This window comes from Streptomyces flaveolus, from assembly GCF_044765825.1.
GTDB classification, from domain to species: Bacteria; Actinomycetota; Actinomycetes; order Streptomycetales; family Streptomycetaceae; genus Streptomyces; species Streptomyces flaveolus.
The window spans coordinates 278636-305514 of the sequence record NZ_JBIWKU010000009.1; the positions used below are offsets into that span (position 1 = coordinate 278636).

The following is a 26879-nucleotide window of genomic DNA, read 5'->3' on the forward strand; positions in this document are numbered from 1 at the left end:
TCTTCAAACGGATCTTGCCCAGCCCCGCCACGGTCCGAGGAAGGCTCGCGCCACCGCGCTGCCGGTCTGGGCATGGACCACCCGACTTCCCCCTCGACGGCCGCGACGACCTCGCGCAGGAGACTGAGGGACAGGCGTCCAGGAGGCGGTGGGGCGGGCATCCTCGTGCGCGCCCCACCGCCTCGCGCCGAGTCCGCCGGTCCGGCAATCGGCACCGGCCACGGGACCGGGTCTGAGCCCTGTCGCCGCCGGCCCGCCGGGCATGCGGGGCGGCTGACAGCGGATGGAGAACTCCCTCTCCCCGCCTGGACCGGACGAGTCGCGGCTGCAAGGGCCAATACACGAGGCGGTCGACGGCGGCGGGGAGCGAGGGGCTGGGTGGCCCGGTCGGTGCGGGGCCGTCCGACCGCGCAGCTCAGTCCGTGGCCTCGGTCCTGGTGTCACGCGATGAGGGTGCGCGTCCAAGTGAGGTCATCAGGAAGGCGCCCAACGCCAGCGCACCGCCCAGCCACAGTACCCACCGGGTGCCGAAGCCGTCCGCCACCCGGCCGCCCGCGAAGGCACCCAAAGCGATGGCTCCGTTGAACACGCCCACGAACAGCGAGGTCACGCCCTCCCGGGTTCCGGGGGCGGCCAGCACCAGCCAGGTCTGAGTGCTCACCGACACACCGCCGTAGGCCAGACCCCACATCACCAGCAGGAACACCGCACCAGCCACGGACAGCCCGAGCAGTGGCACGAGCAGCACGGAGGCGGCCAGTGTGCCGCTGATCAGAAGCAGGGTGCCGCGCACCGACCTACCCACCCGGGCGCCGACCACGAAATTGCCCGTGACACCGGCGAGCCCGTAGACCAGCAGCAACATGCCGATCATCGATGCCTTGACGCCCGACACCTCTTCCAGGACCGGCCGCACGTAGGTGTAGGCGGCGAAGTGGCCGGTCACCAGCAGGCTCACCACCGCGAGCCCCGTGGCCACCCGCGAGTTGCCGAACAGCCGCAACACTCCGCCCAGCACGACCACCTCTTGGGCGGGCAGCGGCGGCAGCAGCACGGCCATGGCCGCGGCCACGAGCAGTGCCAGCCCCCCGACGGCGTAGAACGCCGCGCGCCATCCCGCCAGTTCACCGACGTACGCACCGGCCGGCACGCCCACCACCGAGGCGACGGCGATACCGCTGAAAATCATGGAGGTCGCCGGTCCGATCGACCTGGCCGCGACCAGCCGCACCGCCAGACCACCGGCGAGCGCCCAGAGACCGCCCATCCCGACACCGACCAGCACCCGAGCCACCATCATCACCGCGAAGTGCGGCGACCAGGCGACGAGTGCATTGGCCGCCGCCACCAGCGCCATGAGAGAACAGAGGATCACGCGTCGGTCGGTGCGGCCCACCGCCGCCGTGATCAGCGGCGCCGAGAACGCGCCGACCAGACCGGTGACGGTGAGGGTCAGCCCGGCCGTGCCCTCGCTCACCTCCAGGGAACCGCTGATGGGCGTGAGCAGGCCCACCGGCAGCATCTCGGACGACACCACGGTGAAGGTGCCGGCTGCCACGGCCGCCACCGCGGGCCACCCGCCCCTCGGGGATCTCTCCGGTGCGGGCGCGTCCACGGACAGGTCATCAACTTCCGCCATGTCCTCAGCCAACTGCCCTGCGCCACTCGGAACAAGCGCGGAGTTCTCATGCTTCCATGAGGTGAGCTAATCGAACGACGGCGCGGACGGAGTGCGGCCTGCACCGGGCCTCACCAGGCAGGAGAGGGCTGCACCATGGCGGTGGCCGAAACGGGTAGTGCCGGCGGGCAACGGGCAGCGGCGGGCACGGTGGAGATCCGCGAGCTGGAATGTTTCCTGATCCTCGCCGAGGAACTGCATTTCGGCCGGACCGGCGACCGGCTGTACGTGTCCCAGAGCCGAGTCAGCCAGCTGATCCGCTCCCTGGAGCAGCGCATCGGGGCCCGTCTGGTGGACCGCACCAGCCGCCGGGTGCGCCTCACCCGGCGCGGCGAGGACTTCCTCACCGCCCTCCGCCCTGCCTACGTCGCACTGCGCGACACCGTCGACAACGCCCGCGCGGCGGCTTCAGGGCTCAGCGGGCCGCTGCGCATCGGATTCCAGGGCGTCGTGGGACACGGACTCATCGACGTGATCGGCGAGTTCGAGGACCGGTTCCCCGAATGCGCCGTGGAGATCGCCGAACTGCCGCTCTCCGACCCCTTCGGACCGCTGTACCGCGACGAGGTGAACATCGCCGTGGTACTGCTGCCGGTCGCGGAGCCGACCCTCGTACTAGGACCGGTCTTTTCCCGCCAGCCGCAGTACCTGGCGGTTTCCCGCAGGCATCCGTTCGCAGGCCGGATCTCCCTGGACGCCGAGGACCTGGCCACCACACCACTCGTCGGCGTCGCCGCCCCGGCACCGGACTACTGGCGCGAGACGCAGGCACCCACCTTCACTCCGTCCGGCACCCCGGTGCCGCGGGGACCGGAGGCCGGCACCCTCCAGGAGGGTCTGTCACTGGTCGCGGCCAACCGGGGCGTGATGCTGCTGTGCTACCCCACCACCGAACACCACCACCGCCGGGATGTGGCTTATGTCCCGGTGACCGGCCTCCCGGACTCCGCACTCGGGCTCGTCTGGCGCGGCGACCGCGAGACCGCACTGGTCCGCGCCTTCGCCGACGCGGTGGCCGGAGTCCTGGCCTGACGAACCCAACGTGAACCTGACCAAGGTGATCACACGCTGGCCGGGCATGGCTGCGGATGGGTGACGGCCTCGCGCCGGCCGCCGCGCATCCGCAGGTGGACGGCGAGTTTGTCGAAGCAGGTCGCGATGGCACGGAACTGCTTGAGCCCTACGTCCGCTGGGCCCAGGCACTCGCCGCTCTCGAAGCCGCCAAGTAGTCCCCCGGCAGGTGGACTCGGTGCCGTCCGTTCAGACCTTTCCGATCGGACGGCACTGCCTCATGGATCGAGGACAACCTCAACAAGCTCACCTCCGACTTCGCCTTGGGCAAGGTCACTGTTCTCCAGGAGATCGCCAAGGCGAAGAAGAAGCCCGCCGAGGCGTGCGCCGTGGTGCAGATCGGCATCGTGATCGGCGGCGCCGACGGCGACTTCGACAAGGACGAGCAGGCGGTCGTCCGCGAGGCGTGCTTCGCCCTGGACCTGCCGCCGCACGAGTTCGACCTCTGACCCGTAAGGGCATGCCGGCGCCGGGGCGGTTCAGCGTTGCGCGCCCCGTCCCGGTGGTCCGTACACCGTTGGCAGCCCGGATCGGCGGGGACGCCCCGGTCCCCGTCCGGATCCGCCACGGCCCCACCTTCATGCTCAGCGGATGCGCGCAGGATCGAGGTCGGTTGCGACAACAAGGGTCACCATGCCCGAGGCAGCCTCCGCGTCCTGTTCGGTCCGTACGCCGGTCGCTCTGGATGCAAGAACTTCTGCGTGTCGTTCAAGGGCGGGCGGGTATTTCACCGTGGAGCTGCTGCTCTTGGGCGCATTGCCCGTGCCGACGACGGTGAAGCCCGCCTCGCGCAGCTGCTCGGCGACGGCAGCGGCCCGCCCGGACACCCCGGTGCCGTTGAGGACCCGCACTCGGACGGCGGAGGCATGGAGCGGGTCCTTCGCGTCCGCCTCCACCCGCTCCTTGTCGATCTCCTGGTCCTTGGCCAGCGCAGTGAACACCTCGGCGGCCTGGGGGTACTGCCACACGACGTTGGCCTTGTCGCTGGCCACGTCGGCCTCGCGCGGGTAGTTCGGCACCGTGAGGAAGGTGAGCCGGTCGCTCGGAATGCCCTTGAGCTCGGACGCGAGAGCGGAGAGCGGTTTGATGCCGGCCAAGTCCTGGTCCGTGGTCAGCGACTTGGTGGCCGACCGCAAGAAGCTGTAGAGGGCGCTGGGGCTGGTCAGCTGGGACTGCGCCTTGGCGGCCAGTGCCTCCATGAACTCCTGCTGCCTGCCGATACGCCCGACATCCGAGCCGTCGCCGACGCTGTAGCGGGCACGCACGTAGCCGAGCGCCTCCTCGTCCTTGACGGTCTGGCAGCCGGCCTCCAGGTCCAGGTGGGCCTTCTCGTCATGGATGGCCTCCTCAGGACAGATTTCTATGCCGTCGAGAGCGTTGACCATGCCCTTGAAGCCCTGGAAGTCGACGGACATGAAGTGGTCGATGCGCAGGTTGGTGTTGGCCTCCACCGTCCTGATGGTGCAGGCGGCGGCATCGGCCACCTCGCCGCCGGCGCCGCCTATCGCGAACGCCTCGTTGATCTTGGCGTGGTGCGGTGTGGACGTCGCACCATCAGCCTTGTCGCAGCCGGCTATCTCCACCCAGGAGTCGCGCGGGAACGACACGACCGTGGCCCACTCACGGTTCGCGGGAATGTGCAGCACCATCAGCGTGTCCGACTGCATGGTGGTCAGACCCTTGCCGTACTCGGCGTTGGTACCGTCCCGGCTGTCCGAACCCACTACCAGGATGTTCTTCGAGCCTGGACTGAGGTTGGCCGGCCGCTCTCCACCGAGTTTGTCGTCGACGTCAGCGGCGTTGATGTTGTCGTCCAGGTCGCTGTAGACCCACGCTCCGACCCCGGCGACAGCCAGGACGAGCGCGGAGCACACCCCGGCGCTCCACAGCACGATCCTCCCCCGCCGCGTCAGCCTGGGCGGCCTGTCCGAGGCAGCGCGCCGCCTTCCCTTACCACTCACCGGGGCCACTCCTCCGCTCAGCCAGATCGCCCCGTTCCTCGCGCCCGGGCACCCGCCGCCTGTTCCGCCGGGCAGCCGAACTCTACAGTCATGTAGAACTCCGGGGAATGCCCGGCCACTCGGCATACGAGGTGCTACCGCGCCCTGACATCCTGGTCGAGCAGGTATGCCGGTCGGGAAGGAAGGCTCAGGATGAGAAGTGCGGAGGAAGCAGGGGCGTCTGCCGAGGCGTCCGTGCGGGAGAACACGGCCTCGAACCGGCCGGCCAAGGTCAGCGGCTTCTTCGCGTTGGCGTCGGTCGCGTTCCTCGGCAACTTCGCCACCGGCATCGCCTGGCTCAATCCCGCCATCTTCGTGGGCCTGGCCGCCGTGTGCGCACTGCTCGCCATCCCCGTCGGCCACGTAGGGCGCCTCCGGGGACGCCGCCTGGGCGGGAGCGGCCGCGGAGTCGCCCTCGCCGGCATCGTGACCGGCTGGCTGGTGCTGCTCGTCTGCGCGCTCGCCGTCCTGGCCTTCGCCGGAATCGTCGCCGGTCTCGCGGTGGTCACGGACCGAGCCTGACCTTCGGCCTCGCCGTCACAGCGGGGTCACGGCGTGCAGGATGAAGAACATGGTCACGGCCGAATTCGCCGACGAGATCGCCGACACGGCGGTGCCCGCCGCCGCGGCCCACACAGCCCAGCCCACCGAGGTGAACACCGACGACCAGTTGCGCGGTGCCGGAGCGGGTCCGGTCAGGATCGCCACCCTGCGCGGCACCGGGCCGGGCCCTGCCACGCCTGCCGGCGTCGCCACCGGCACTCCCCGTGACACCAGCGCCGCCTTGCCGATCGCATGCGCCACGACCCGTCGGCTTCCCACCGTCCGGGCCGCTTCCTCGTCGGCCCACCGTTCCGCCGTACAGGTCACGGTGGTACGCAGCGGGCTCAGGAACGGGTTGGCGCGTGAGGCGAGTTGCACAGCCAGCGGGAACCGATGATGGCGGCCCGCGAGATGGGCCCGCTCATGGGCGAACAGCGCCCTGCGCTCCACCGGCCCCAGACGGCGCAGCACGGCCGTGGTCACCACGACATCCGCGGACCGCGACCCGCCCGATTCCCGCAGCGCCGACAGCACCAGTGCCTCCAGCTCGCCCTGTCCCCGCCGTCTGGGACGTCGGCCGTCCGCCATGTCCTGCCTCCTTTGCACCCACTCGCCCGTTTCCCGGGCGGACACCGTACAGACGCCCGCGGCTCCCCCTCACGCACGGACGAGCCCTCCTGCCCACCACCACACCCTCTACACACCTGTAGAAGGTAGGGTGCCCGGGTCCGTCCCTCACGAACAGAGCAATGGAAAGGAGCGCCGGAGAGATGAGCGTCATCGCCTGGCTGGTCCTGGGTCTCCTCGCCGGGGCCATCGCCAAGTTGATCCTTCCCGGACGGGACCCGGGCGGCTGCATCGGCACGACGGTGATCGGCGTCGCCGGCGCCTTTTTCGGCGGCTGGCTGTCGGCCGAGTTCCTCGACCGGCCCGTCCAGCGGGAGTTCTTCGACGCGGCCACGTGGGGGTCCGCCATCGCGGGCGCCCTCGTTCTCCTGATCGGCTACCGCCTGCTGTTCGGCAATTCCCGGCGCTGACAGGCAACCCCTCAAGGTGTCTTCTCGTCCTCAATAGGCGTGGTTTCGCGCCGTGGACCACGCCCCGCACTCGCCGAGAAGGAGCACGCAGTGGGAGTTTCCCTGGCCAAGGGTGGCAACGTCTCGCTCAGCAAGGAGGCGCCGGGCCTGACCGCCGTCCTGGTCGGCCTCGGCTGGGACGTGCGCACCACGACCGGCACCGACTACGACCTCGACGCCTCCGCGCTGCTCCTGGACGCCTCGGGCAGGGTGCCCTCGGACGGACACTTCGTCTTCTACAACAATCTCACCAGCCCGGACGGCTCGGTCGAGCACACCGGCGACAACCTCACCGGCGAGGGCGAGGGCGACGACGAGACCGTCAAGGTGAACCTCGCCGCCGTCCCCGCCGACATCGACCGGATCGTCTTCCCGGTCTCCATCCACGACGCGGCCAACCGCGGCCAGAGCTTCGGCCAGGTCCGCAACGCCTTCATCCGGGTCGTCAACCAGGCGGGCAACCAGGAACTCGCCCGCTACGACCTCTCCGAGGACGCCTCCACCGAGACCGCGATGGTCTTCGGCGAGCTCTACCGCCACGGCGCCGAGTGGAAGTTCCGCGCCGTCGGCCAGGGCTACGCCTCCGGCCTGGCCGGCATCGCCGCCGACTTCGGCGTCAACGTCTGACATCGGACCCCGCCCCGGTCCCGCTCGCCCGGCGCAGGACCGGGGCTCTCCCCTGCCCTGTCCGCTCAGCTCACCGATCGTCGTCTTTCAGTGCCTTCTTCTCGCTCTTGAGGATGCGCGCCGCCTTCCCGGCCGAACGCATCAGCTCCGGGCCCTTCTTGATCCCGAGAACCACGATCACGACGAGAAGCACCAAGGCCAGTTCACTGAGACCGAACACCTGGCCTGCTCCCTTCCAGGACGGGCGCAGCCCGGAGACGGACGCGTCACCGACCGCACTTCGCCAACTACAGTGCTGTAGAAGTCTCTTGCGTACGCGATCACTCGGCAAGAACGCCTTCCGGCCGCGCCGGCCGGTATCGCCGCTTTCGGCTGCCCTCTCCTCCCGGCACCCCCTCCCACGCTGACTCACGTCCGCGAGGGACCGCCGGCGCGTCGAAGGGGCATGCGTAAGCGCGGGTCAAAACCACGAAGGGGCAGACATGGAGCTCTCCGGCATCATCAGCGCCGTCGTGATCGGCATCGTCATCGGTGTCCTGCCCGTCGCGCGGCGGGGCGGGCGGCTCAGCCGACCGGCGCCGCTGCGGGCGGCGAGTAGGCGATCAGGGTCGTTGATGCTGAGGCCATCTTCCCCATAGCGTCCTGCACGCCCTGCCCGAACGCGGTAGGCGTGATGAGGATGCCGAAGACCGGGACGGCCGGCACCGTCAGCTTCTCGTCCGGGGTCGGATCACCGGCCGGTCCGCCCTTCGCCCTCAGTTCACATCACTTACCAGCGAGGCCGCTCGCGCCATGTGCAACCAGCGGTTCGCGGCCCGTCGGCCGGGCGGGTCAGATTCCCATGGAGGCCATTTCGATGGGTGAGCGGTAGTTTGCCGCGGCGGTGACCACGCAGGCGCGGTACGTCCGGTCACTCTTCACGGCCAGGAAGTAGTCGCGAAGGTTCTTCCAGTAGTTGACCAGATAGCCGAGTCCGGGCACGAAACCGGCCGGGCGCGGCACGAGGGCGAAAGCCTCGCTGCACTTGAGGATCTCGCCGGTGGCCGTTGACAGTACGTTGGCCACCTCGGCGTTCATGTTCCATCCGGCCGCCAGCTCGGGTGTCCAGATGGCACCGGCGATGGCCCGCAGCTGCTCCTGCTCCTCGGACGTGGGGTCGCTCATCGCTGTCGCCTGCGCGGTCACCGGTGCGCCGGTCGCCGCACCGCCGGCGGCTGCCGTGGCCGGTCCCACCACGGCCGTTGCGACCAGGATTGCCGTGAGCGCGACGGCGATCCTGGCGGCTTCGCGTCTTCTGTCACTGCTGCCTGTGGTCATCGCGTGTCCCTCCCGTGAAGGCTTTCGATGCCCGAAGGTGGCATGGCGCCGACCAGGCGGTCAACGGCGCCAATCACGCCACACATCCTCACGATCCGGTCGGCGGCAGATGTCGCAATCCACACCGAACCAAGAAGGCCCGCGCAAGGAGTGGGACGGCGACGGTCCGGAACAGCACAGGTCAGGGCGCCCAGGGGCAGGGACAGGCCGTCGACGCCCACGTGGTGACCGGCCCCGGCGCTGGGGATCCAGTGCGCCCGCTGCTCGTACTGCAATCCCGCCCTGGGTGTCGTAGCCGGCCCAGGTGGCGGCCAGTTCCCGCGAGGCGATGGTCTGCAGGCGTACGACAATCATCGCGGCCATCACCACCGGGTCGACCGCCGCCTGCGGCATGGAACCATGCGCCCCTCGCCCGTGCACGGTGATGCGCAAGCTGTCCGCAGCCGACAGGAACGATCCGGGGCGGGTCCCGAGACAGCCGGCCGGATAGGGCAGGACGTGTTGGGCAAACACCACGTCGGGCCTGGGCGCCCTGGATGTCAGGCCGTCGTCGATCATGGCGTCGGCACCATCGCCGTTCTCCTCCGAGGGCTGGAAGAGCGCCACGAAGGTGCCCCGCCAGGCGTCCTTGGCCTGGGCCATCAGCCGTGCACAGCCGATCAGGCACGTCACGTGCACATCGTGCCCGCAGGCGTGCATGACCGGCTGCTCGGCGCCGTCCGGATCGGTCGCGGTCACGGTAGAGGCGTAGGGCAGGCCGGTCTGTTCCCGTACTGGGAGGGCGTCCATGTCGGCACGGGCCATGACGACCGGACCGTCGCCATTGGCCAGGACCCCGATCACACCGGTACCGCCCACACCGTCGGTCACGTCGTAACCGCAGGATCGCAGAGCGTCCGACGCCTTCTTCGCGGTGCGCTGCTCCCCAAAGCCGAGCTCGGGATGTTGATGCACGTCCTTATAGAGACCTTCGAGGTCGGAGCGGATGCCGTCGAGGCCGGCCAGCACAGTGTGGGCTCGATTGGTCATGCTGCCTCCTTGCGCGGGTGGGACTACTCTTCCTCCCCGTTTCGGGTGGAGGGATCGATGTGCCGCCGCACCGTCAAGGCCACTTTGGACTGGGGAAGCCGGTCCAGGCCGTCAGGAAGGTTCCAGCCGTGGTGCACGGCGGTGAGCCGGAAGACCAGCGCCAGGGCGACGCCCAGGCCGATGCCGACCGGAGGGACGCCCAGGTACGAACAGGCCACCATGACGCCGGCAACCGCGACGGCGACGGTGGCATACAGGCCGTTGCCACCGAACACAGCCGGCACCCGGCCGAGAATGACGTCACGCAGGGCGCCGCCGCCGACAGCGGTCACAGTGCCCAGAAGGACGGCCGGGAGCCAGCCCAGGCCGACCGCCAACGCCTTATGGGCGCCCGCGACCGCCCAGAACCCGACCACCGCGGCATCGAGCGCGGTGAACAGCCGGTTCCAGGACTGCTCACTGATCTTGATGAGGAAGACGACCACGGAACCGGCGACGGCGGTCGCCAGGTAGGCGTAGTCGGTCAGCGCGACCGGTGTGCCGTGCTGCAGCAGCACATCCCTGATCAGGCCGCCGCCCAGACCCGAAATGATGCCGACCACCAGGAATCCGAACAGGTCCAGGCCGGCCGTACGGGCCACCGCGCCACCCAGCAGTGCACACGAGAGACGCCGGCAAGGTCCAGGTAACGCGTCGCGATATCGATCCCGAAGGAGATCGAAGAAGCCGTCATTGCCGTGGGTGATCCAGCGGCACCTGCCTCAGCCGGTACTCGCGGACAGCAGAAGGCGGGCAATCCGGCTGGGGTCGTCGGACATGGGTGAGTGCCCGCAGCCGCGCAACCGGACATGGCGGGCTGTAGGCAGGAGCCGGACCGCGCGGTTGGCCTGATGCGGGGGTGTCAGGAGGTCTCGGGTACCCCAGGCGACCGTGACCGGGACGCTGGGAGTGAAGCCGGAGAGCCGGTAGGTGCGAGCGGCTCCGCGTGTGGCTTCGAAGCCGGGCGAGCGGGCCAGGTCACGCATGGCACCGTCGGCCGCCTCTGCCGTCATGTGCCACGGACGAGCGACGACTTGCCAGAACGTGAGCGTGCGGCCCAGCGGACTCCTGGTCACCCGTGTGGTGTGGTGGCCGAGGGCCCTGGCCATGGTGCGCGCGATGCGGAGCGAGCCGAGGGCGTAGGCGGCCCCGGGGCCGTTCCACAGGCCGATGGGGGACAGTGCGGCGGCGCTCGTGACTGCGCCGGCCCGGGCGAGTTCGAGTGCGACGGCTCCACCGAGGGAGTTGCCCACCACGGGCGGCCGAGTCAGGCCGGCCGTGGAGAACCACCGAGCGACCTCGGTGGCCAGTGCCTGGACGGTGGGCCTGATGCCCGGCAGCGGTGGGCTGTCACCGAATCCCGGAAGGTCGACGGCCACGACCTCGCGTTCGCGGGCCAGCAGGTCGATGACGGGGGCCCAACCCTCCCTGTCCAGCTGCCGGATCACCACCAGGGGCGCCCCCGTGCCACGGCGACTGCTGGCAAGCTGAATAGCAGGCATATAGGGACCATACGTCTCTATCGCCTCTAAGGTACTGGTCCAGGCGCCCGGGGGTGCCCGGCCGAGGGGCTCGACCGCACAGGACGCCGGTGCGCGAGCATCCCTTCCGGTGGATCTGACACTCCTCCCCGCTGGGGCAAGCCCCGCCAGGCCCGGGACGGCGTGTCCAGGGCGCGGGGCCGGTGGTCGACGGTGAAGTGGCGGAGGTCAGTCGACCAGGTGGGCTGGGTGGGGCCGTCGCTGTCACCGGGCTGGCCGGCGCCCTGCGGACCGCCACCGTGGCCGAGGACGCGGCAGCCGCTTACCGGGTAGTAGCCGGGGCAGTCCGGGCGGCACGGCTACTCCAATGATCATCCGGACCTCTCCCCGGCAAGTCCGCAGACCAGACCCCGCACATCAGAACCACCGCTCGCCCGGCGCGCCCCGATCGAACCGCCCTGGGCCACCCGACCACACCCAGCAAGCAAACTGATTCCGTCCAGGTGAATCCACCAGACGCTGCACGGAAACACCGCTTCTGGGCAGCCGGCGGAGTTCGGGCTCGGCTGGGCGATCCCGGAAGGATCAAGAAGTGCCCGGCTGTGCGCCTGGCGCCCACGGCACCGCGTACGGCGGCGCTGGGACAGTCGAACAGGCGGTCCGTGAAGGTGCTGGTCCGCGCCACCGACTGCGGCTACGGGCAGCGCGGGAAGGCACGCGTCGTCAGCAAGTGGCCTCCGATCGCGTGGGGTGAGCAGCGCGTCCGGTGACTGGTGAGTGCCGCTGGGCCGTTCCCGACGGCCGCGGGCAAGTACCGGCTCGGGCGCCCGGGCGCTACTTCTTGAGCGTCAGGGCTGTGGCCCGGCCCTTCCAGGCGCCATCTACGCCCAGGACGGCCGTCTCCCCTGTGGCGTCTGTGCTCCGCTGGTTCGCCGGCCCATACGGGGCTAGGCTTTGTGAGTGAAAGCCGCAGGCACGGCGCACCTGGCCGATCTGACCTCGTAGCTCCGGACCAGGGCCGAGCGCCCGCCCGTGAACCTTTCCGGGCGGTCCGAGGGCGTCGGCGGTCAGTCTGTTCCCGTGCCCCCTGTGAAATGCGGTGACGCCCAGACCGTGCCGCGCACTTTCCGTGCGGCAGCGGCCATCCACTCCCCGCCATCCCCTTCCGGGAAGCGCGGGAGACGATGGAACGAAAGGGAAATCTCATGCGAGCACAGCGCACGAAGCGTGTCTTCGCGGTGTCGGCCGCCGGGCTCATGATGGCCGGTGGCATCGCCATAGGTACTGCGGGTACCGCCTCGGCGAACGACTCGTCGCACGACAGCCACGGAAGCTACAGCCGCTCCTGCGACGACGGCCACCGCTGGTCGTTCGACAACGACTGCGACTACTTCAACCACCACAGGGGCCACGACAACGGACGCGGTGACTACCGCGACAACGGCCGTGGCGACTACCGCGACAACGGCCGTGGCGACCACGACAACGGGCGCGGCCACGACAACGGGCGCGGCCACGACAACGGCCGTGGCGGCCACGACAACGGGCGCGGCGGCCACGACAACGGGCGCGGCGGCCACGACAACGGGCGCGGCGGCCATGACAACGGTGGACGCGGCGGCCACGACAACGGTGGACGCGGGGGCCGGTGATCGGATGGTGACATAAGCGTGGTGTGCGGCTCCTGACCGAAGGGAGCCGCACATCGCGCGGCCTGAGCCACGAACCTGGGTCGTGCGGATGCGGCGCTGCATTCCTCAGCGCGCCGCCACGAGCAGCTTTGGGTGGTGTCTTAGGTTGGCCAGCACCCGTGGCCACCCGCCTGCAAGCGGGCTGACCCTTTCCGCGCCTGCTCAGATGCCATTGCCGCTGACTGAGAGGGTCTGCTGTTCGGCGAACGGCGCATCAGTCCAGATGGTCGCGAACCGATGGGAGAAGGGCAGTCCGGAGACGTGGTGAGCAGGAAGACCCGGCGTTGCAGCCAGTGCGGAACCCCTCTCCCCTGCGGGTCCAGGAAGAGCCGTCGGTACTGCTCAACGGCGTGCAGGACGAGGGCCTGGCGCACCATGAAGGCCCGACGTAGGGCGGTCGAGGCCGGTGGGGTTGCCCTCGAAGCCACGCTCGAAGGTCGTCGCCACCCCTGGCCCCGGTTCACCTGTCCTGAGTGCAACAGCGCCTGGCAGCCCGCGGACACCGCGATCGGGAGGGCCAAGCGATCAGACAGCCAGTACTGCTCACCCCGGTGCCGGACGCGGGCCTGGCGCCGACGGTCGCGTTCAGGACGCCTCTCCAGCGACGCCTCCTGATGACGCGAACTTCCCTCGCCAGGGTGACGAACAGGCACTGAGTCAGGCACGAGCCGTAACGGAGCCGGGTGAGGTAGTCGGTGCACAACCTCTGACCCGCGGGACAGTGCGTGCACGCGCACACGGCGCAATTCTTCAGGTGCTCGACGGTAGCGCCGTCCTGGCGACCACCGGCCCGCCGTCACCGGCTTCGGCATGGTGACCGCCGCCGGGCTGGGCGCGGCCGACACCGGTAAGCCCTACTAGCCGGCCGGCCCACGGCCCGGCGCGTGCCGGAGCTCGAAGGCTTGCCCGTCGACTTCGCCTGCCAGGCACGGCAGTTCGACGGCGACGCGGTCCTCGGGCGGCGCATCGCCTGACGTCTCGACCGCAGCACGCAGATGGCGTTGGCAGCGACGACCGAGGCACTGCACCGGCCGGCCTCGACCCCGAACAATGGGACGGCGCACGAGTGGGAGTGGTACTCGCGACTGCTCCGGGCGGCATGACGACCTGGGAACGCGAGTAGGGCCGCCTGCGCGAGCACGGCCCCGACGCAGTCTCACCACTGTTGATTCCCATGGCCTCGGTGAACATGACGGCGGGCCATGTCACGGCCGCGTACGAAGCGAAGGGCCCCAACTTCGCCACAGCGACCGCATGCGCCTCCAGCGCGACAGCGTGTGGTGCCGTCCGCGACCTTCTGCGGGCAGACCTGCGACGTGGTCATCGCTGGAGGTACCCGAGGCCCAGCATCACGCCGCTGGTAGCGGCCGCATTCGCCATGGCGTGCCCGGCGTCCGCGGATGCGCCGTACCTGCGGCAGGGCGCTTGTTTGTTGAACTTTCATGCACTTGGTATCGTCGTAGCCCATAGCTTGAAGTTTCAATTTCCTGTCCAGGAAGGTCCATCTCCCCATGACCGTCACCACCCGCCCTGCCGATACCACTGCCCTTGGTGGCCCTGAGGTCTCGTCTCCCCACGCCTACGACGTAGGTCTGCTGGTCCTGCGCCTGGCGCTGGGCCTGACCATCGCTGCCCACGGCGCACAGAAGCTCTTCGGTTGGTTCGGCGGAGGCGGCCTCGAGGGCACCGGCCAGTTCTTCACCATGAGCGGATATCCGTCAGGCAAGGCGATGGCGGTGGTCGCGGGCCTTACCGAGACCCTTGGAGGGCTCGGTCTGCTCTTCGGCCTCCTCACGCCGCTCGCGGGTGCCGCCGTTCTCGGCACCATGATCAACGCGCTGGCGGTCAAGTGGGGCGGCGGGTTCTTCGCACCCGAGGGGGTCGAGTACGAGGTCCTGCTGGCGGCCGGTGCGGCGGGACTGGCTCTCACCGGACCCGGCAGGCTCGCCGTCGACCGGTACCTCCCCGGGCTGAAGGAGCATCGGCTGGTGTACGGCGTCATCGCCGTGGTGCTTGCCGCGGCGCTCGCCGGCCTGGTTCTCCTCATCCGCAACTGACCACTGTCGCGAGGGGCGGAGGAGGGGGCGGCTCCGGCCAACTGACCGCCGGCGCAAGAACGGCCCGGCCAGAGCATCCGCGAGACAGCCCACCGACATCACTTCCACGAACGAGGCACCCTGCTGCTTGGCGATCTCGCAGGCCGACGCGCGGGCGCCTGGGCCCCGAGCGCGGGCTGACCGTCGGCGAGAAGCTACCGGAGGGTTACGACTACGAACCCGGCCGGGAAGGCCCCGCCCGGCAGCGGCTGCTCAACTGCCTCTTCCATCCGCTGGCCGCGAAGGCCCCCGACCTGGTGTGTGGCATGAACCAAGCCTTCCTCAGCGGCTACCTCACCGGCCTCGAGGCCACCGGAGTCCAGGCCGTCCTGGCCCCGAGGCCGGCGAATGCCAAAGATGATGGTCCGGGCAGCTCCGGTGCAGTCGCCCCGGCCCGCAGCTGTGGGGGCCGCCTCCCTGCGGGCCTCGGGACCTTCCGCCGGTCCCCCGGTGGCGGCGGCCACAGTCTGGCCTGAGAGACGCCGTCTCACTGAGCGAGATGGATGGCCCTTGAGCACGAAGCTGGCCTCCGCGCGCTTCGTCGGCTCGTGTTGACCGGCAGGAACGGCCGCAGCCGCTCCCACTCGGCATCGGGGAAGTCACTCCGCATGGTGCCTGACATGCGAACGACCAGTCAGACAGTCGTGTGATCGGGCGGGCGAGTCTCAGCCGGTGAAGGCTTCGATGAGGGTCCACACGGCCAGTGCGGCCATGCACAGGCCGCCGAAGCGCTGGACGGTCTTCAGGGGGACGCGCTTGGCGATGAAACGGCCCGCGAGCAGGGCGAGGGCGGAGACGGACATGAGTGCGGCGGCCGAGCCGATGGCGGTGGGCAGCCAGCCGTTGGTGGCGGCGAGGTTGGCGGTGGTGATCTGGGTGAGGTCGCCCCACTCGCTGATGAACACGGCCATGAAGGCGGTCGTGTAGACGGGCCAGAAGCCCGTTACGGTCTTCGCTCCGTCCTCGTCGTCATCGTCGCCGCCACTGCGCAGCAGGACGATGGCGCCGAAGGCGAACAAGGCGGCGGAGACGAGCTTGACCGCCATGTCGGGGAGCAGGCTGAGGAGGCTGCCTGCGCCGACGGCGATGGCGACATGGACGATGAACGCGGTCGAGGTGCCGAACCACACGTACAGGGGGCGCATGCGGGTGCCCATGGCCAGGGAAGCGAACATCGTCTTGTCGGGGAGTTCGGCAAGGAAGATCAGCCCGAAGGCAGTGAGGATCGCGACGGGATCGAAAGTCATCCTGGTGCTCTCTGCTGGGCCGGGCCACCGGTTCGCGCAGCACCTCGTGCGGGCGGCGAGAACCAGTTCGGCCCGGCACAACGGATCGGCCCGCACGGGTGCGCGGGCACGGTGGTCATGCATGGCCGAAGGTCTCGTCCGCCGCGGCAGTGCTGCCGGGGCCCGATGGCCGGGACGGACAAGCCGTCCAGTATGTCGACCAGCGGTATTGCGGGACTACTCCCCTTCGCTGCGACCATTCTAAACAGACGGCAAAGGCGGGCCAAGAGCGAGGGGTCATGATGCGGCTCCGGGACGGCCCGGTGGGGGCAGATGGTGGTCTTCCGCGCGGTGCCGCATGCCGCTGGCGGTCACCGACAGCGAGCGGTGCAGGTCCAGATCCAGCAGCGGTGGTGTCCCCGCTCGGCGTCGCCGCGGCACAGGACGAGGGCGGTCTGCGCACTGTCCCAGACGCTGACATCCACCGTGTGTGGCTCGCCGTAAGGCTGAGCAGGGCGCGGCCGGGTGCGGGCCGGCCGGAGTTGGTGAGCAGTCCGCTGAGGACCAGCTCGACCGTCCACTGGTCCCGGCCTGCCTCAAGGCGTTCTGTGCCGCCTTGACGAAACGGCGTGCGACGGCGCCACGAAGCGACCCCGGACGTGGGCGACTCGGCTCGCACCACCGGCCTCACTCTTGACAATAGGCAGGTGAACACCTGCATAATGGGAAGCGTGAGCCTGGAAGCAACAGCGATGGACTCGGTGTTCAAGGCGCTGGCCGATCCCACCCGGCGGCTCCTGCTCGACCGGCTGCGCGAGCACAACGGGCAGACCCTGCGCGAACTGTGCGAGCGCCTTGACATGGCACGCCAGTCGGCGACGCAGCACCTGGACATCCTCGTGCGGGCCAACCTCGTCACCGTGGTGCGGCGTGGCCGGGAGCGGCTGCACTACCTCAACCCGGCCCCGATCCACGAGATCGAGGAGCGCTGGATCTCCGGTTTCGACAAGCCCCGCCTGCAAGCGATCAGCGCCATCAAGCACCATGCAGAGGAGTACGCCATGACCAACGCACCCACTCCGGTGCCGGACTACGTCTACGTCACCTACATCCGCGCCAGTGCGGAGCAGGTGTGGCAAGCCCTGACCGACGCCGACCTGACGGCGCGCTACTGGGGACACGCCAACGTCTCCGACTGGCAGCCGGGCTCGGCCTGGGAGCACCAGCGAGCCGACGGCTCAGGCAAGATCGACGTGGTGGGCCAAGTCCTGGAGGCCGAGCCCCCGACCCGGCTGGTCATCACCTTCGACGACGCCCCCGATGCCGAATCGGCGAGAGAGCCGTCGGTCGTCACCTTCCTCGTCGAACCGCATCAGGACATCGTTCGCCTCACCGTGACCCATGAGAACCTCCCCAACCAGGAGATGCTGGGCGGCATCTCGGCCGGCTGGCCGGCCGTACTGGCGAACCTCAAGTCGATGCTGGAAACCGGTGAGGTCCTGCCGCAGGCCCCGTGGGAGATGACCCGCGCCCACACCTGAGCCACACCTCTCCCCTCTTTGTGTTCCTTCCGCACGACGCCCGCACAGAGAGGTGCAAGACATGCTGGACACCGCCCCCCCCTTCGGAACGCCTACCACGCGCTGCTCGACGCCGCCACCGCGGCCCACGCCGAAGACCCCGGCCCCACCCCGCCGGACGGCGAGTGGAACGCCGACCAGATCCTTGCGCACGTCTCTCTCGTCAGCGCCCTCAGCGACGCCGAGCTGAGCACGCTGGTGCCCGTCCGGCTCTTGTCACACGACACTCTCCTGGCCGATCGGCCCATGCCGCTGCGCGACATCGTCACCGGACTGGCGGAGGCAGAACTGCCCGGCCACACGAAACAGCTCCTCGCCCTCTTGTCCGACCAGGCTGTGGCCGAAGCCATGCGGTGACGACGTCATAGCGACATTGACGTCAACTTCCGACCATCAGCCGTCTCACAGCGGCTCCCAGCGCTCGGCGGCCTTCGCCCGCGTATGCCTGTAAGGGGGCGTACGCGGTGCCCGACTGGGTGGTCAGCGACGTCGCCGTGGGAACGGCCGGCCGCCGACGCCTCCGCGATGGTGAAGATGCCGTTACCGGTCGGTTGTCTCAGGGACCATGCGCGCGACACCCCACCGCAGATGGGGGTGACTTTGAGTCGAGGTCCCAGCAGGCGGAGGGTCGCCCAGCACCGCCGTTTCCCGCACCTCCTGGCGCCCGCAGCAGCCCCGCCCGCAGCCGCATGATCAACGGCTTTGCCGGGGTCCGTTAGGCCGAACGGTCGGGCCGGTGCGTGTCTTCGCGGGTCATGGGGCACCTATGTTCCGTCCTGCTTCGGAAGCTCTGCACCGCTCGTCAGATCCTCAGAGGGAGCCACGCATGGAACCAGTCGCCGAAACGCGTATCTGTCCGTTCGACTTTGCAGAGGCTCTCGAGTTCGACCCCATGCTCCATCACTTGATGACCGAAGAGCCCGTCTCCCGTATCCGGCTGCCCCATGGTGAGGGGGAAGCCTGGCTCGTCACCGGCTACGACGACGTGCGCACGGTGACTACGGACCGACGGTTCAGCCGCCGCGCCATCGTCGGCCGGAACTTTCCGCGCATGACTCCTGAGCCCATCGTTCAGGACGAGGCCATCAACGTGATGGACCCGCCGGCCAGCAGCCGCCTGCGCAGCCTGATCTCCAAGGGTTTCGCACCTCGTCACATGGAGCGCATGCGGGCACGTACCCAGCACGTCGTGAACGAACTGCTCGACCGGATGGAGGAGCACGGTTCTCCCGCAGACCTCACCGAGCACTTGGCCGACCCTCTGCCCCTTGCCACCATCTGCGAGGTCCTCGACATCCCCGAGGAGGACCGGGCCCAACTGCGTGCCCACGCACGGACCATGATGGACACCGGCATCGACAACCGGGACAACGCCGTACGGGCCAAAGCCGATCTCCGCTCCTACTTCCAGGTATTGACCCGCAGCCGGCGCGAGAACCCCGGTGACGACCTGATCAGCGCGCTGGCCACGGCACGCGACGGCGATGAGCTCCTCGACGACCAGGAACTGGCGGTCATGGCCATGGTCCTGCTCATCACCGGACAGGACACCACCACCTACGAGATCGGGAACATCGCCTACACCCTGCTCACTCGTCCCCGAGAGCTCGCCATGCTGCGTGCCGATCCTGAGATGCTTCCGCAGGCCCTAGAGGAATTGTTGCGCTTCATCCCTTTCCGTAAAGGCGTCGGCATTCCCCGCGTCGCCACGGAAGACGTGACGTTGAGCGGGGTGAAGATCAAGGCAGGCGACATCGTGCACGTCTCCTATCTGACGGCCAACCGTGACCCACGGAAATTCGACCGGCCTGACGAGCTGGATCTGCAACGCCCCGGTCCGTCTCACATGACCTTCGGCTGGGGTGGACATCACTGTCTCGGTGCTCCGCTTGCCACCACCGAGCTCCAAGTGGCGATCGGAAGTCTTCTGAAGCGCTTCCCCGACCTGAAGCTGGCGAAGCCCGCCGAAGAAGTGCGCTGGAACAAAACGTCGATCTGGCGCTATCCCCTCGCACTGCCCGTCACCTGGTGACCGCCGCGGCCCCGGCGCGCGCATGGAGTCCCTGCGTCCGAGGCGCTCTCACCACCGGGTAACACGGGCTGTGCCTGGGCCGTCCCGTCGGGCGCTCCGCTCGACATGCGGCCTTCACCCTCCCGACGTAATTTGGACCAGACGGCTGACCAAGCCGTGGCGGATCATCTTCCGTCCGAACGGGGAGAACTCAGTCTTCGACGGTCCATCCCGACCGCGTCCGTGCCTGGGATGTCGAATCCGGCGTCGGAGCCCACAGGCGATCTGTGTCGCACGTTTCCGTGTGACGGATCCCTGTGGGCTGCGGCCGGGAAACGACCTGCCCGTATCCGGTCACGGTCCGGCCGTGTGGACCACGTCCACTGGGAGGCGTTCCATGGCGGTTCTCTGCAAGCCGGCGATCGAAGTGCCCGAGTACGTCATCACCAACGAAGAGACACTCGAGCTGGCGCAGCGGCTGCACGGCGACCATCCACAGCTCGAACTGGCCCTCAGGCTCATCCAGAACACCGGCGTACAGAAGCGACATCTGATACAGCCCATCGAGAAGGTGCTGCAGCACCCGGGAGTCGACGCCCGCAGTGCCACCTACGAGGCGCACACCAAGGCCCGCGTGCCGGCCGTGGTGCGGCGGGCTCTCGACCAGGCGGAACTGGAGCCCCAGCAGATCGACATGATCATCTACGTGTCCTGCACCGGCTTCATGATGCCCCCGCCCACCGCATGGCTCATCGAGACGATGGGCTTCCGGCCGGAGACCCGGCAGCTGCCCATCGCCCAGCTCGGCTGTGCGGCGGGCGGCGCAGCCGTCAACCGGGCACACGACTTCTGCACGGCGTACCCCGAGGCCAACGCGCTCGTCGTCGCCTGCGAGTTCTGCTCGCTGTGCTATCAGCCCACCGATCTCGGCGTGGGATCCCTGCTGTCCAACGGCCTGTTCGGCGACGGGATCGCCGCGGCCGTGGTCCGGGGCAACGGTGGCACCGGAATGCGCCTGGAACACAACGGCTCGTACATCATCCCTGGCACCGAGGAGTGGATCTCCTACGCGGTCCGCTCCACGGGCTTCCACTTCCAGCTCGACAAGCGCGTGCCCGGGACCATGGAACCCCTCGCCCCGGTCCTGCAGGCCGTCGCGGAGGAGCACCAGTGGAACGCCAGCAAGATGGACTTCTACATCATCCACGCAGGCGGTCCGCGCATCCTGGACGACCTCAGCCTCTTCCTCGACGTGCCGCCCGAGGCGTTCCGCTTCAGCCGCGCGACCCTCACCGAGTACGGCAACATTGCCAGCGCGGTGGTACTCGACGCCCTGGGCCGTATGTTCGACGAAGCATCAGCCCTCGAGGGTCACCGCGGGCTGATGGCCGGCTTCGGGCCCGGCATCACCGCCGAGATCGCACTGGGTACCTGGGTCTCGGAGTCCGAATGCTGACGCCTGTCAGCTGAGCTTCACAGCTCCGAAGTACGGGAGGGCCCGGACGGCGTCCGGGCCCTCCGGGGCAGTTCTGACGGCTGCGTCGAGTTGGTGGCCAGCACCGCCTTGTGACCTGGCTGGACCGGTGCGCGGGCCTGCCGCAACTGGTGGCGCGTTGGTACGTCTTCATGGGCCGCTCAGTGGGAGCCGGGGGTCTGGGGGCGCGCCTCTGGCGGCTCGGCAGGGGTGCGCCGCTGGAAGGTCGCGTACAGCAGCCAGAGGGAGGGCACCAGGAGGACCGCTCCTACCGCCAGTGCGATCAGACAGGCGGAGAGGACCGCTCCGTCGGAGGCGGCCTGGGCGACCGTCGTACCGCCCACCAGCATGGCCGGGTACTGCGCCGCGCCCCACGCCCACAGGATCGCGGCGACGGCCAGTGCCGCGGTGGGGCGTGCCAGTACGTAGCGTCTCCTGTGGAGCAGGGCAAGCCCGCTGAGACCGGCCACGGCGCTGAGGACGACCAGGGGCAGGCCGCGGTGGGTCAGTCCGTGGAAGAGGTCCGGCGCGTCGGCGTTCAGGACGGCGATGCCGACGCACGCCACGGCACCGCACGCCAGGCCGCTGATGATGCCGCGGCGGGCGAAGTCGGCGGCGAGGGCGGACCGGCCCTCGCGGGCGGCGTCGGCGCACAGATACACCGCGGCGAGGTGGGCGCAGGTGAGCACGGCCAGGACGCCGCCGAGGCTCGACGTGGGGTTGAGCCAGCTGGTGAGGACGTCTCCCTCGGCGAGGCCGGGCGGGACCCGTCCGGAGGCGACGCCGCCGGCCACGGTGCCGAGGAAGAACGGTGTGATCAGCGAGGAAAGGGCGAAACAGGCGCCGAACAGACGCTGCTGCCACAGTTCCGTGCTGGCCTTGCGGAAGGCGAAGGCGGCTCCACGGGCGATGATGCCCAAGGCCGCGAAGGTCAGCGGCAGGTAGAGCGTGGACATCACGGCGGCGAAGACCGGTGAGAAGGCCGACCACAGCAGCACGACCACGAAGATCAGCCAGACGTGGTTGGCCTCCCACACCGGACCGATGCTGTGCTCGACGAGTTGGCGCTGGGCTCGTCCTCGTCGGGTTCCGCCGGCGAGGAGGTCCCACACGCCTGCGCCGAAGTCGGCACCGCCGAAGACGGCGTAGCAGGTGAGACCCACCCACATGACAGCGAGTGCCGTGTCTGCGAGCACGGTGACCTCCAGTGGTGGCCGGGAAATCGGGGCGCGGATGGGTTCATGCCGGACCGCAGCAGCGGATGACGGGAGCTCTCACGGTCACACGACGGGGTAGCGTTCGACGTCCTCTTCCTGCGGCGCGAGCGGCACGGCCGTACGCGTTGCCAGACGGCGCAGGACGTACACGGTGGCGACGGTCATGGCGGCGTAGACGATCAGCACCAGCCACAGGCCGGTCATCAGCCCGGGAGCCGGGTTGACGGCGTCCCGCACGCTCATGATCCCCCAGACGACCCACGGCTGGCGTCCGAGTTCGGTGACGCACCAGCCACTCTCCAACGCGATCACCGAGGCCGGACCGGCGAGCGCGGCCAGCCCGAGGAACGGTCGCGATCCACGCTGGTCGAGCAGTTCACCGTGCCCGCGTCGGCGACGCCACCACGAGAACAGCAGCCAGGCCCCCAGGAGCAACAGGAAGAATCCGACGGCCACCATCAGGTCGAACGCCCAGTGCACCGCTGTCACCGCGGGCCACTGACTGCGCGGAACCTTGTCCAGGCCCTGGACGACGGTGCTGGGGTGGTATCCGACAAGCAGGGAGAGTCCGTTCGGGATCTCCAGTCCGTAGCGCAGGGCGTCGTCGCGGGCGACGCCCCCGAGGGTCAGGGGCACGTGGGACCCGGTGGTGTACACGCCTTCCATGGCGGCCAGCTTCGCAGGCTGGTACTCGGCCAGGAACCGTGCGGCCCAGTCGCCGACGACGATCTGGAAAGGGGTCACCACCGCTCCCAGTGTGAACGGGATGAAGAAGCCGGCCTTGTGATAGGCGTCCCGACGGCCCCGCAGCATGGCGACCGCATAGACCGCGGCGGTCAGGAACGACGCCACCATGAACGCCGCCAGGATCATGTGCACGGTCTGCGGCGGGCTCGCGGGGTTGAACATGGCCGCCCAGGGGTCCACGTCGACGACTTCCCCGTCCCGCAGCGTGAATCCGCGGGGCTGGTTCATCCATGCGTTGGCACAGACGACGAAGAACGCCGATGCCACGCCCGCCACCACGATCGGCAAGCCGATGAGCAGGTGCCGCTTGGGCGGCATCCGGTCCCAGGCGTAGAGGTAGATGCCCAGAAAGATCGCCTCGATGAAGAACGCGATGCCCTCCAGCGCGAAGGGCAAACCGATGACCTGCCCGTACCTGCCCATCAGGCCCGGCCACAGCAGCCCCATCTCGAAGCTGAGGATGGTGCCGGAAACAGCGCCCACCGCGAACAGGACCCCCATTCCACGGGCCCATCGGCGTGCCAGCAGGCGGTGTGCCGGATCGCCTGTGCGGATTCCGTACCACTCGGCGATGAGTGTGAGGGCGGGCAACCCCACGCCGAGGCAGGCCACGATGATGTGCCAGGCCAGTGAGAAGCCCATCTGTGCCCGGGCCGCGGCCAGATCGCCGTCCGTCACCCCGTCCGCAGCCATCGCGGCGAACGACCGGACGCCGGAGGCGAGACGATCGAGCACGGGCACGAGTACTCCCCGGAACGGTAGCGAGCAAGGTGTTTTTGACTGACTTTCCGGAGATGACCGTATCGCCCGACAGAGAGGGAGGACCGGCATCGCCACGCTCGGCGGGCCCCTCGGATGCGGCTGACGCGACCCACGCCTGGGCACCGGCGCCCGACGGAGTCCCTGACGTCCACGCGTCGGTGACCCGGCTTTGGTCATCCGTCAGTTCCTTCCGGACGCCTCGACGCACCCGAACCGCAGATACCGTGATACGGAAAGTTATTATCGTGTCACGGAAGAACCGGCTGAGGGGGCGGGACGTGCGACGGTCGGTGCGGGCCCGATGGTGGTGGTGTCCGGCACACGTGCCGGGTTTCTGCGCGCAGGTGCTGCGCGGCCTGGGCCAAGTGGTGTTCCAGGTGAATCCATGGACGGGGGCCGTCTTCGCTGTGGCCCTGTGCATGGCCGACTGGCGGTACGCCGCGTACGCGGTGGGGGGCGCAGTCCTGGGCACCTGGACCGCCCGCCGGCTCGGCGTGCCACGCGACCGGCAGGAGGCAGGACTTGAGGGCTTCAACCCCGCGTTGCTCGCCCTCTGCCTCGCCGTTTTCCTCGGCCGCGACAGGCCGGCCACGGCACTGCTCGCCGCCGCGGGGTGCATCGTCGTCACCGTCGCCACGGCGGCGACGGTGCGTCTGCTGAGCGTCTGGAAGCTGCCGCCGCTGACCCTGCCGTACTGCCTCCTGGCGGTTGCGGTGACCGTCGCCGCGCCCGCCTTCCGACGGATCTGGCCGTACGGCGACGGCCTCGCCGCGCTGCCCGGCGCGGTTTCCGGGCCGATCGCCCTGCACCCGGACGACCTGCCCCGGGCGTTCCTCCACACCATGTCCCAGCTCTTCTTCCTGGAGCGGTGGGACGTGGGCGCGCTGTTGCTCGCGGGCGTCTTCCTGGCGAGCCGGACGGCCGGGCTGATCGCCTGCGCCGGCAGCGTGACGGGCATCGTGACCGCCTGGGCGCTCGGGGCACCGGCCGAGCGGATCGCCGACGGCACCCTGGGCTGCAACGCGGTGCTGGTCGCACTGGCGCTGTGCGGCGTGTTCCTGCCGGCGGCGCCGGCCACGCTGCTGTACGCCCTGCTCGGCGCGGCGACCGCGACGGCTCTGACCCCGGCCGTCGCTGCGCTGCTCGCCCCGTCCGGCGGGCACGCCTTCACCTGGCCGTTCGTGCTGACGACGCTCGGTTTCCTGGCCGCCGCCCGCTCCTTCCCGCGGCTGACCGCCCCGCACCGTGCCCAGGGCCCCGGCCCGGCCGTGGGTCTCCGTCGTCGCACCGGTCGTCGTCCGTGCCGGGGATCGTCCGTGCAGGCCGGACGTCGATCGACTGGACCCAGGCGCGGGACGGGAGCACTACGGGGTCGGACGCGTGCACGGTGAGTACGTGAACGCACCACCTGACCGGGGTCGGTGGCGGCGGGAGGCCCCCGCTCCGGCACAAGGGGCGCGTGCTGCCGGCTGCTGACGAGGCCCTGTCATCGGCGCCGGCCGTGCGGCTCAACCGGACCGACAAGGACCGGGAACGCCGCCAAGGCCGGCCGCCTGAGCCTGCGCCAGGCAGCTCCGTGGGCACGCAGGCCGCCCTCACCGGGCAGCCCGGCTCCCCGACGGCCGATGGGACGGACGCCGTTGTGCTGCGAAGCGCCGGTGGCTACCCGTGTGGCGCGACGAAATCACGCAGCCGAACGGGGCGGCAGGGCTTCTTCGTTGGATGAGGCCGGATCGGCGTGCGGTGCCGGACCCCCGCGAGCTCCACACAGGAGGCCCTCAGTCGCCGAAGCCGCCGCGCAGCAGGCGGCGGGCCACCTCGGTGCGGGCCGCGGCGAGTTCCGTGGCGATCAGCTCGGTCCGGTGCGCCTGCGGCATTACCGCAGGTGTTTCCGGCCGGCCGGCGAGCAGGCAGGCGCGGCGCAGGTGGGTCGGCGGGTGGGTGGTGTCGACCTGGTGTCCGCGACGGGCTCCGGCGCGCCGCTGTCGTTCGTACTCGTGCTCCGGGATGGACGTCGCGTACGTGGTGAGCATTTCCCACAGCTCGTCGGCCCGGTCCGTCGCCTTCCGGGTGGAGCGGGGTCCGCCGAGGGCTGCACGGTTGACCTCGGTGCGCAGCCGGACGCCGAGCGAGTCGGCGATGAGCAAGCGGTCCATGAGGCCGACCGCCGCCTGCGTGGAGGCGGCGCGGGCGGCCAGCCGGTCGGCGAGATACTCGGCCCGCATTCCGGCCCGTGACGTCAGCCGGACGATCAGCACCAGCAGCCCCCCGATCAGCAGGCGGGGCAGCACGTAGAGGGCGTTGACGATCACCTCGAGCCCGGTCGGGTGCGGAAGCGGCTGGAGGATGTGGTGCCACACGGACAGGGTCCGCACCGCCGTGCCCACCACCAGGCCGTTGCGTGTGTCCCCGTTGGCGTAGTGGGCCAACTCGTGGCCGAGCAGCGCGATCCGCTCCTCGGGCGTGAGAACCTCCCACAGGGGCATGCCCAGCACCAGCAGCCGCCGGTCGCGCACACCGTACGTCGTGACGGCGGCGTTGATGCTCCCGTCCACGACGATCGCGTCCACGCCCCGCGTGCCGACCGCCCGCGCCACCTCGTCCACCAGGGCGAACAGTTCCGGCGCGTCGGCCCGCAGCAGAACGGGCCCGTCGTCGGGCAGGCGGCCGAACCGCGGGGCGCACAGCCAGGCCAGCGCCAGAAGGACCAGCCCCGCCACCATGCCGACGCCTCCCCAGCCCGCCACCACGCACCAGACACCGCCGATGGCGAGCGCGAGGGTGATCCCGTGCACGGTCAGAGCGAGTGCGGTGGCCGTAACCGCCGAGGCATCGCGCCGCGGGCGCGCATCCTGCCCGCTCAGCATCTCGGCGAGCAGCTGCTCGCCATGCCGTCGGGCCAGGGCACGCTCGGCCCGGTCCAGCCGTCCCGTGTCCGGCTGCGGCTCCTCGGGGTCCACGTTCCAGTCACAGGCAGCGCACCAGACAGTGAACCGGCTGTCGCCGCGGATCTCCGTGCCGCATTCCGGGCATGGCTGTGTGGTCTCTTCGGCGATGGCCGGCATCACGGTTTTCCCCTCCTGCGCGGCGCTCCCCGAGCCGCTGCCTGCTGATACAGGCCGATCCGATCACACAGCGCCGCCACGGTGAAGACGCGGTCGCCTGTGCAGGCCGAACTGTGATCCCGCCGCAACCGCCCGAGGAGCGTCAGGTC

General features: G+C 69.7%; 22 protein-coding genes and 3 pseudogenes. 13 read left to right on the plus strand and 12 right to left on the minus strand.

Annotated elements, in window-relative coordinates:
- Positions 1 to 415: 415 nt before the first annotated feature.
- The gene (locus ACIRG6_RS26845) at positions 416 to 1567 is read right to left on the minus strand and encodes an MFS transporter (protein ID WP_403324868.1); all 1152 of its coding nucleotides are present in this window, start codon (positions 1565 to 1567) and stop codon (positions 416 to 418) included.
- A 207-nt stretch (positions 1568 to 1774) separates the two neighbouring features.
- On the opposite strand from ACIRG6_RS26845, the gene ACIRG6_RS26850 reads away from it, so the two are divergent.
- Positions 1775 to 2710, plus strand: a complete 936-nt coding sequence (locus tag ACIRG6_RS26850) for a LysR family transcriptional regulator (protein ID WP_403324819.1) — start codon at positions 1775 to 1777, stop codon at positions 2708 to 2710.
- Positions 2711 to 2976: 266 nt separating this feature from the next.
- Positions 2977 to 3198, plus strand: a pseudogene (locus ACIRG6_RS26855) (TerB family tellurite resistance protein); the annotation flags it as partial.
- 135 nt (positions 3199 to 3333) lie between these two features.
- Here ACIRG6_RS26855 and ACIRG6_RS26860 read toward each other — a convergent pair.
- Positions 3334 to 4710, minus strand: coding sequence for an LCP family protein (locus ACIRG6_RS26860; protein WP_450152413.1), 1377 nt, complete (start codon positions 4708 to 4710; stop codon positions 3334 to 3336).
- A gap of 192 nt (positions 4711 to 4902) precedes the next feature.
- Here ACIRG6_RS26860 and ACIRG6_RS26865 point away from each other — a divergent pair, with 192 nt between their 5' ends.
- On the plus strand, positions 4903 to 5271 hold the full coding sequence (locus tag ACIRG6_RS26865) for a hypothetical protein (RefSeq protein WP_364686273.1): 369 nt from the start codon (positions 4903 to 4905) through the stop codon (positions 5269 to 5271).
- Between the two features lie 15 nt (positions 5272 to 5286).
- Here ACIRG6_RS26865 and ACIRG6_RS26870 read toward each other — a convergent pair.
- Positions 5287 to 5799, minus strand: a pseudogene (locus tag ACIRG6_RS26870) (M56 family metallopeptidase); the annotation flags it as partial.
- A gap of 263 nt (positions 5800 to 6062) precedes the next feature.
- On the opposite strand from ACIRG6_RS26870, the gene ACIRG6_RS26875 reads away from it, so the two are divergent.
- Together ACIRG6_RS26875 and ACIRG6_RS26880 are read left to right on the plus strand one after the other, a co-directional pair.
- Positions 6063 to 6329 carry a GlsB/YeaQ/YmgE family stress response membrane protein gene (locus ACIRG6_RS26875; protein WP_403324821.1) on the plus strand — a complete coding sequence of 89 codons (267 nt, stop codon included), beginning with the start codon at positions 6063 to 6065 and terminating at the stop codon, positions 6327 to 6329.
- 90 nt (positions 6330 to 6419) lie between these two features.
- Positions 6420 to 6995 carry a TerD family protein gene (locus ACIRG6_RS26880; protein ID WP_391986628.1) on the plus strand — a complete coding sequence of 192 codons (576 nt, stop codon included), beginning with the start codon at positions 6420 to 6422 and terminating at the stop codon, positions 6993 to 6995.
- Between the two features lie 70 nt (positions 6996 to 7065).
- Here ACIRG6_RS26880 and ACIRG6_RS26885 read toward each other — a convergent pair whose 3' ends face one another.
- The 5 genes and pseudogenes from ACIRG6_RS26885 to ACIRG6_RS26905 form a co-directional block, all read right to left on the minus strand.
- A complete protein-coding gene (locus ACIRG6_RS26885) occupies positions 7066 to 7215 on the minus strand; it encodes a twin-arginine translocase TatA/TatE family subunit (protein WP_403324822.1) in 150 nt (49 codons plus the stop codon).
- A gap of 611 nt (positions 7216 to 7826) precedes the next feature.
- Entirely contained in the window at positions 7827 to 8312 is a 486-nt protein-coding gene (locus ACIRG6_RS26890) for a hypothetical protein (protein ID WP_403324823.1), read from the minus strand.
- 237 nt (positions 8313 to 8549) lie between these two features.
- Positions 8550 to 9341 (minus strand): annotated as a pseudogene (locus tag ACIRG6_RS26895) (amidohydrolase); the annotation flags it as partial.
- Positions 9342 to 9364: 23 nt separating this feature from the next.
- Positions 9365 to 9982 (minus strand): trimeric intracellular cation channel family protein, encoded by a 618-nt coding sequence (locus ACIRG6_RS26900; RefSeq protein WP_403324824.1) that lies wholly within the window; start codon positions 9980 to 9982, stop codon positions 9365 to 9367.
- Between the two features lie 120 nt (positions 9983 to 10102).
- Positions 10103 to 10882, minus strand: coding sequence for an alpha/beta fold hydrolase (locus ACIRG6_RS26905; RefSeq protein ID WP_403324825.1), 780 nt, complete (start codon positions 10880 to 10882; stop codon positions 10103 to 10105).
- Between the two features lie 581 nt (positions 10883 to 11463).
- On the opposite strand from ACIRG6_RS26905, the gene ACIRG6_RS26910 reads away from it, so the two are divergent.
- From ACIRG6_RS26910 to ACIRG6_RS26925, 4 genes are all read left to right on the plus strand, one after another.
- Positions 11464 to 11631 (plus strand): hypothetical protein, encoded by a 168-nt coding sequence (locus ACIRG6_RS26910; protein WP_403324826.1) that lies wholly within the window; start codon positions 11464 to 11466, stop codon positions 11629 to 11631.
- 435 nt (positions 11632 to 12066) lie between these two features.
- Entirely contained in the window at positions 12067 to 12513 is a 447-nt protein-coding gene (locus ACIRG6_RS26915; protein WP_403324827.1) for a hypothetical protein, read from the plus strand.
- Positions 12514 to 13681: 1168 nt separating this feature from the next.
- Positions 13682 to 14113, plus strand: a complete 432-nt coding sequence (locus ACIRG6_RS26920) for a beta-ketoacyl synthase N-terminal-like domain-containing protein (RefSeq protein ID WP_403324869.1) — start codon at positions 13682 to 13684, stop codon at positions 14111 to 14113.
- A complete protein-coding gene (locus tag ACIRG6_RS26925; protein WP_364683647.1) occupies positions 14064 to 14609 on the plus strand; it encodes a DoxX family membrane protein in 546 nt (181 codons plus the stop codon). The genes ACIRG6_RS26920 and ACIRG6_RS26925 overlap by 50 nt, the downstream gene beginning before the upstream one ends.
- 704 nt (positions 14610 to 15313) lie before the next feature.
- On the opposite strand, the gene ACIRG6_RS26930 is transcribed toward ACIRG6_RS26925, so the two are convergent.
- Positions 15314 to 15895, minus strand: a complete 582-nt coding sequence (locus ACIRG6_RS26930) for a TMEM165/GDT1 family protein (protein ID WP_350718686.1) — start codon at positions 15893 to 15895, stop codon at positions 15314 to 15316.
- A gap of 731 nt (positions 15896 to 16626) precedes the next feature.
- On the opposite strand from ACIRG6_RS26930, the gene ACIRG6_RS26935 reads away from it, so the two are divergent.
- The 3 genes from ACIRG6_RS26935 to ACIRG6_RS26945 all read left to right on the plus strand — a co-directional run bounded on the left by ACIRG6_RS26935 (position 16627) and on the right by ACIRG6_RS26945 (position 20921).
- Positions 16627 to 17415, plus strand: coding sequence for an ArsR/SmtB family transcription factor (locus tag ACIRG6_RS26935; RefSeq protein ID WP_365022108.1), 789 nt, complete (start codon positions 16627 to 16629; stop codon positions 17413 to 17415).
- A gap of 865 nt (positions 17416 to 18280) precedes the next feature.
- Positions 18281 to 19486, plus strand: a complete 1206-nt coding sequence (locus tag ACIRG6_RS26940) for a cytochrome P450 (protein WP_403324828.1) — start codon at positions 18281 to 18283, stop codon at positions 19484 to 19486.
- A gap of 376 nt (positions 19487 to 19862) precedes the next feature.
- Positions 19863 to 20921, plus strand: a complete 1059-nt coding sequence (locus tag ACIRG6_RS26945; RefSeq protein ID WP_239768735.1) for a type III polyketide synthase — start codon at positions 19863 to 19865, stop codon at positions 20919 to 20921.
- A gap of 179 nt (positions 20922 to 21100) precedes the next feature.
- Here the strand turns inward: ACIRG6_RS26945 and ACIRG6_RS26950 are convergent, their stop codons facing one another.
- Both ACIRG6_RS26950 and ACIRG6_RS26955 read right to left on the minus strand, forming a co-directional pair.
- Complete coding sequence (locus ACIRG6_RS26950) at positions 21101 to 22135, minus strand: cytochrome d ubiquinol oxidase subunit II (RefSeq protein ID WP_403324829.1); 1035 nt, start codon at positions 22133 to 22135, stop codon at positions 21101 to 21103.
- A gap of 84 nt (positions 22136 to 22219) precedes the next feature.
- On the minus strand, positions 22220 to 23596 hold the full coding sequence (locus ACIRG6_RS26955) for a cytochrome ubiquinol oxidase subunit I (RefSeq protein ID WP_364683663.1): 1377 nt from the start codon (positions 23594 to 23596) through the stop codon (positions 22220 to 22222).
- Between the two features lie 392 nt (positions 23597 to 23988).
- Here ACIRG6_RS26955 and ACIRG6_RS26960 point away from each other — a divergent pair, with 392 nt between their 5' ends.
- Positions 23989 to 25056, plus strand: a complete 1068-nt coding sequence (locus tag ACIRG6_RS26960; RefSeq protein ID WP_403324830.1) for an urea transporter — start codon at positions 23989 to 23991, stop codon at positions 25054 to 25056.
- A 387-nt stretch (positions 25057 to 25443) separates the two neighbouring features.
- Here ACIRG6_RS26960 and ACIRG6_RS26965 read toward each other — a convergent pair whose 3' ends face one another.
- Entirely contained in the window at positions 25444 to 26730 is a 1287-nt protein-coding gene (locus tag ACIRG6_RS26965; protein ID WP_403324831.1) for a M48 family metallopeptidase, read from the minus strand.
- Between the last annotated feature and the right edge of the window lie 149 nt (positions 26731 to 26879).

Excerpts from the sequence above, each read along its gene's own strand:
- ACIRG6_RS26890 (WP_403324823.1), bottom strand. The coding sequence starts at position 8,312 with ATGACCACAGGCAGCAGTGACAGAAGACGCGAAGCCGCCAGGATCGCC.
- ACIRG6_RS26955 (WP_364683663.1), bottom strand. The coding sequence starts at position 23,596 with ATGGCTGCGGACGGGGTGACGGACGGCGATCTGGCCGCGGCCCGGGCA.
- ACIRG6_RS26935 (WP_365022108.1), top strand. The coding sequence starts at position 16,627 with ATGGACTCGGTGTTCAAGGCGCTGGCCGATCCCACCCGGCGGCTCCTG.
- ACIRG6_RS26865 (WP_364686273.1), top strand. The coding sequence starts at position 4,903 with ATGAGAAGTGCGGAGGAAGCAGGGGCGTCTGCCGAGGCGTCCGTGCGG.
- ACIRG6_RS26945 (WP_239768735.1), top strand. The coding sequence starts at position 19,863 with ATGGCGGTTCTCTGCAAGCCGGCGATCGAAGTGCCCGAGTACGTCATC.
- ACIRG6_RS26925 (WP_364683647.1), top strand. The coding sequence starts at position 14,064 with ATGACCGTCACCACCCGCCCTGCCGATACCACTGCCCTTGGTGGCCCT.
- ACIRG6_RS26940 (WP_403324828.1), top strand. The coding sequence starts at position 18,281 with ATGGAACCAGTCGCCGAAACGCGTATCTGTCCGTTCGACTTTGCAGAG.
- ACIRG6_RS26875 (WP_403324821.1), top strand. The coding sequence starts at position 6,063 with ATGAGCGTCATCGCCTGGCTGGTCCTGGGTCTCCTCGCCGGGGCCATC.
- ACIRG6_RS26850 (WP_403324819.1), top strand. The coding sequence starts at position 1,775 with ATGGCGGTGGCCGAAACGGGTAGTGCCGGCGGGCAACGGGCAGCGGCG.
- ACIRG6_RS26915 (WP_403324827.1), top strand. The coding sequence starts at position 12,067 with ATGCGAGCACAGCGCACGAAGCGTGTCTTCGCGGTGTCGGCCGCCGGG.
- ACIRG6_RS26965 (WP_403324831.1), bottom strand. The coding sequence starts at position 26,730 with ATGCCGGCCATCGCCGAAGAGACCACACAGCCATGCCCGGAATGCGGC.
- ACIRG6_RS26905 (WP_403324825.1), bottom strand. The coding sequence starts at position 10,882 with ATGCCTGCTATTCAGCTTGCCAGCAGTCGCCGTGGCACGGGGGCGCCC.
- ACIRG6_RS26930 (WP_350718686.1), bottom strand. The coding sequence starts at position 15,895 with ATGACTTTCGATCCCGTCGCGATCCTCACTGCCTTCGGGCTGATCTTC.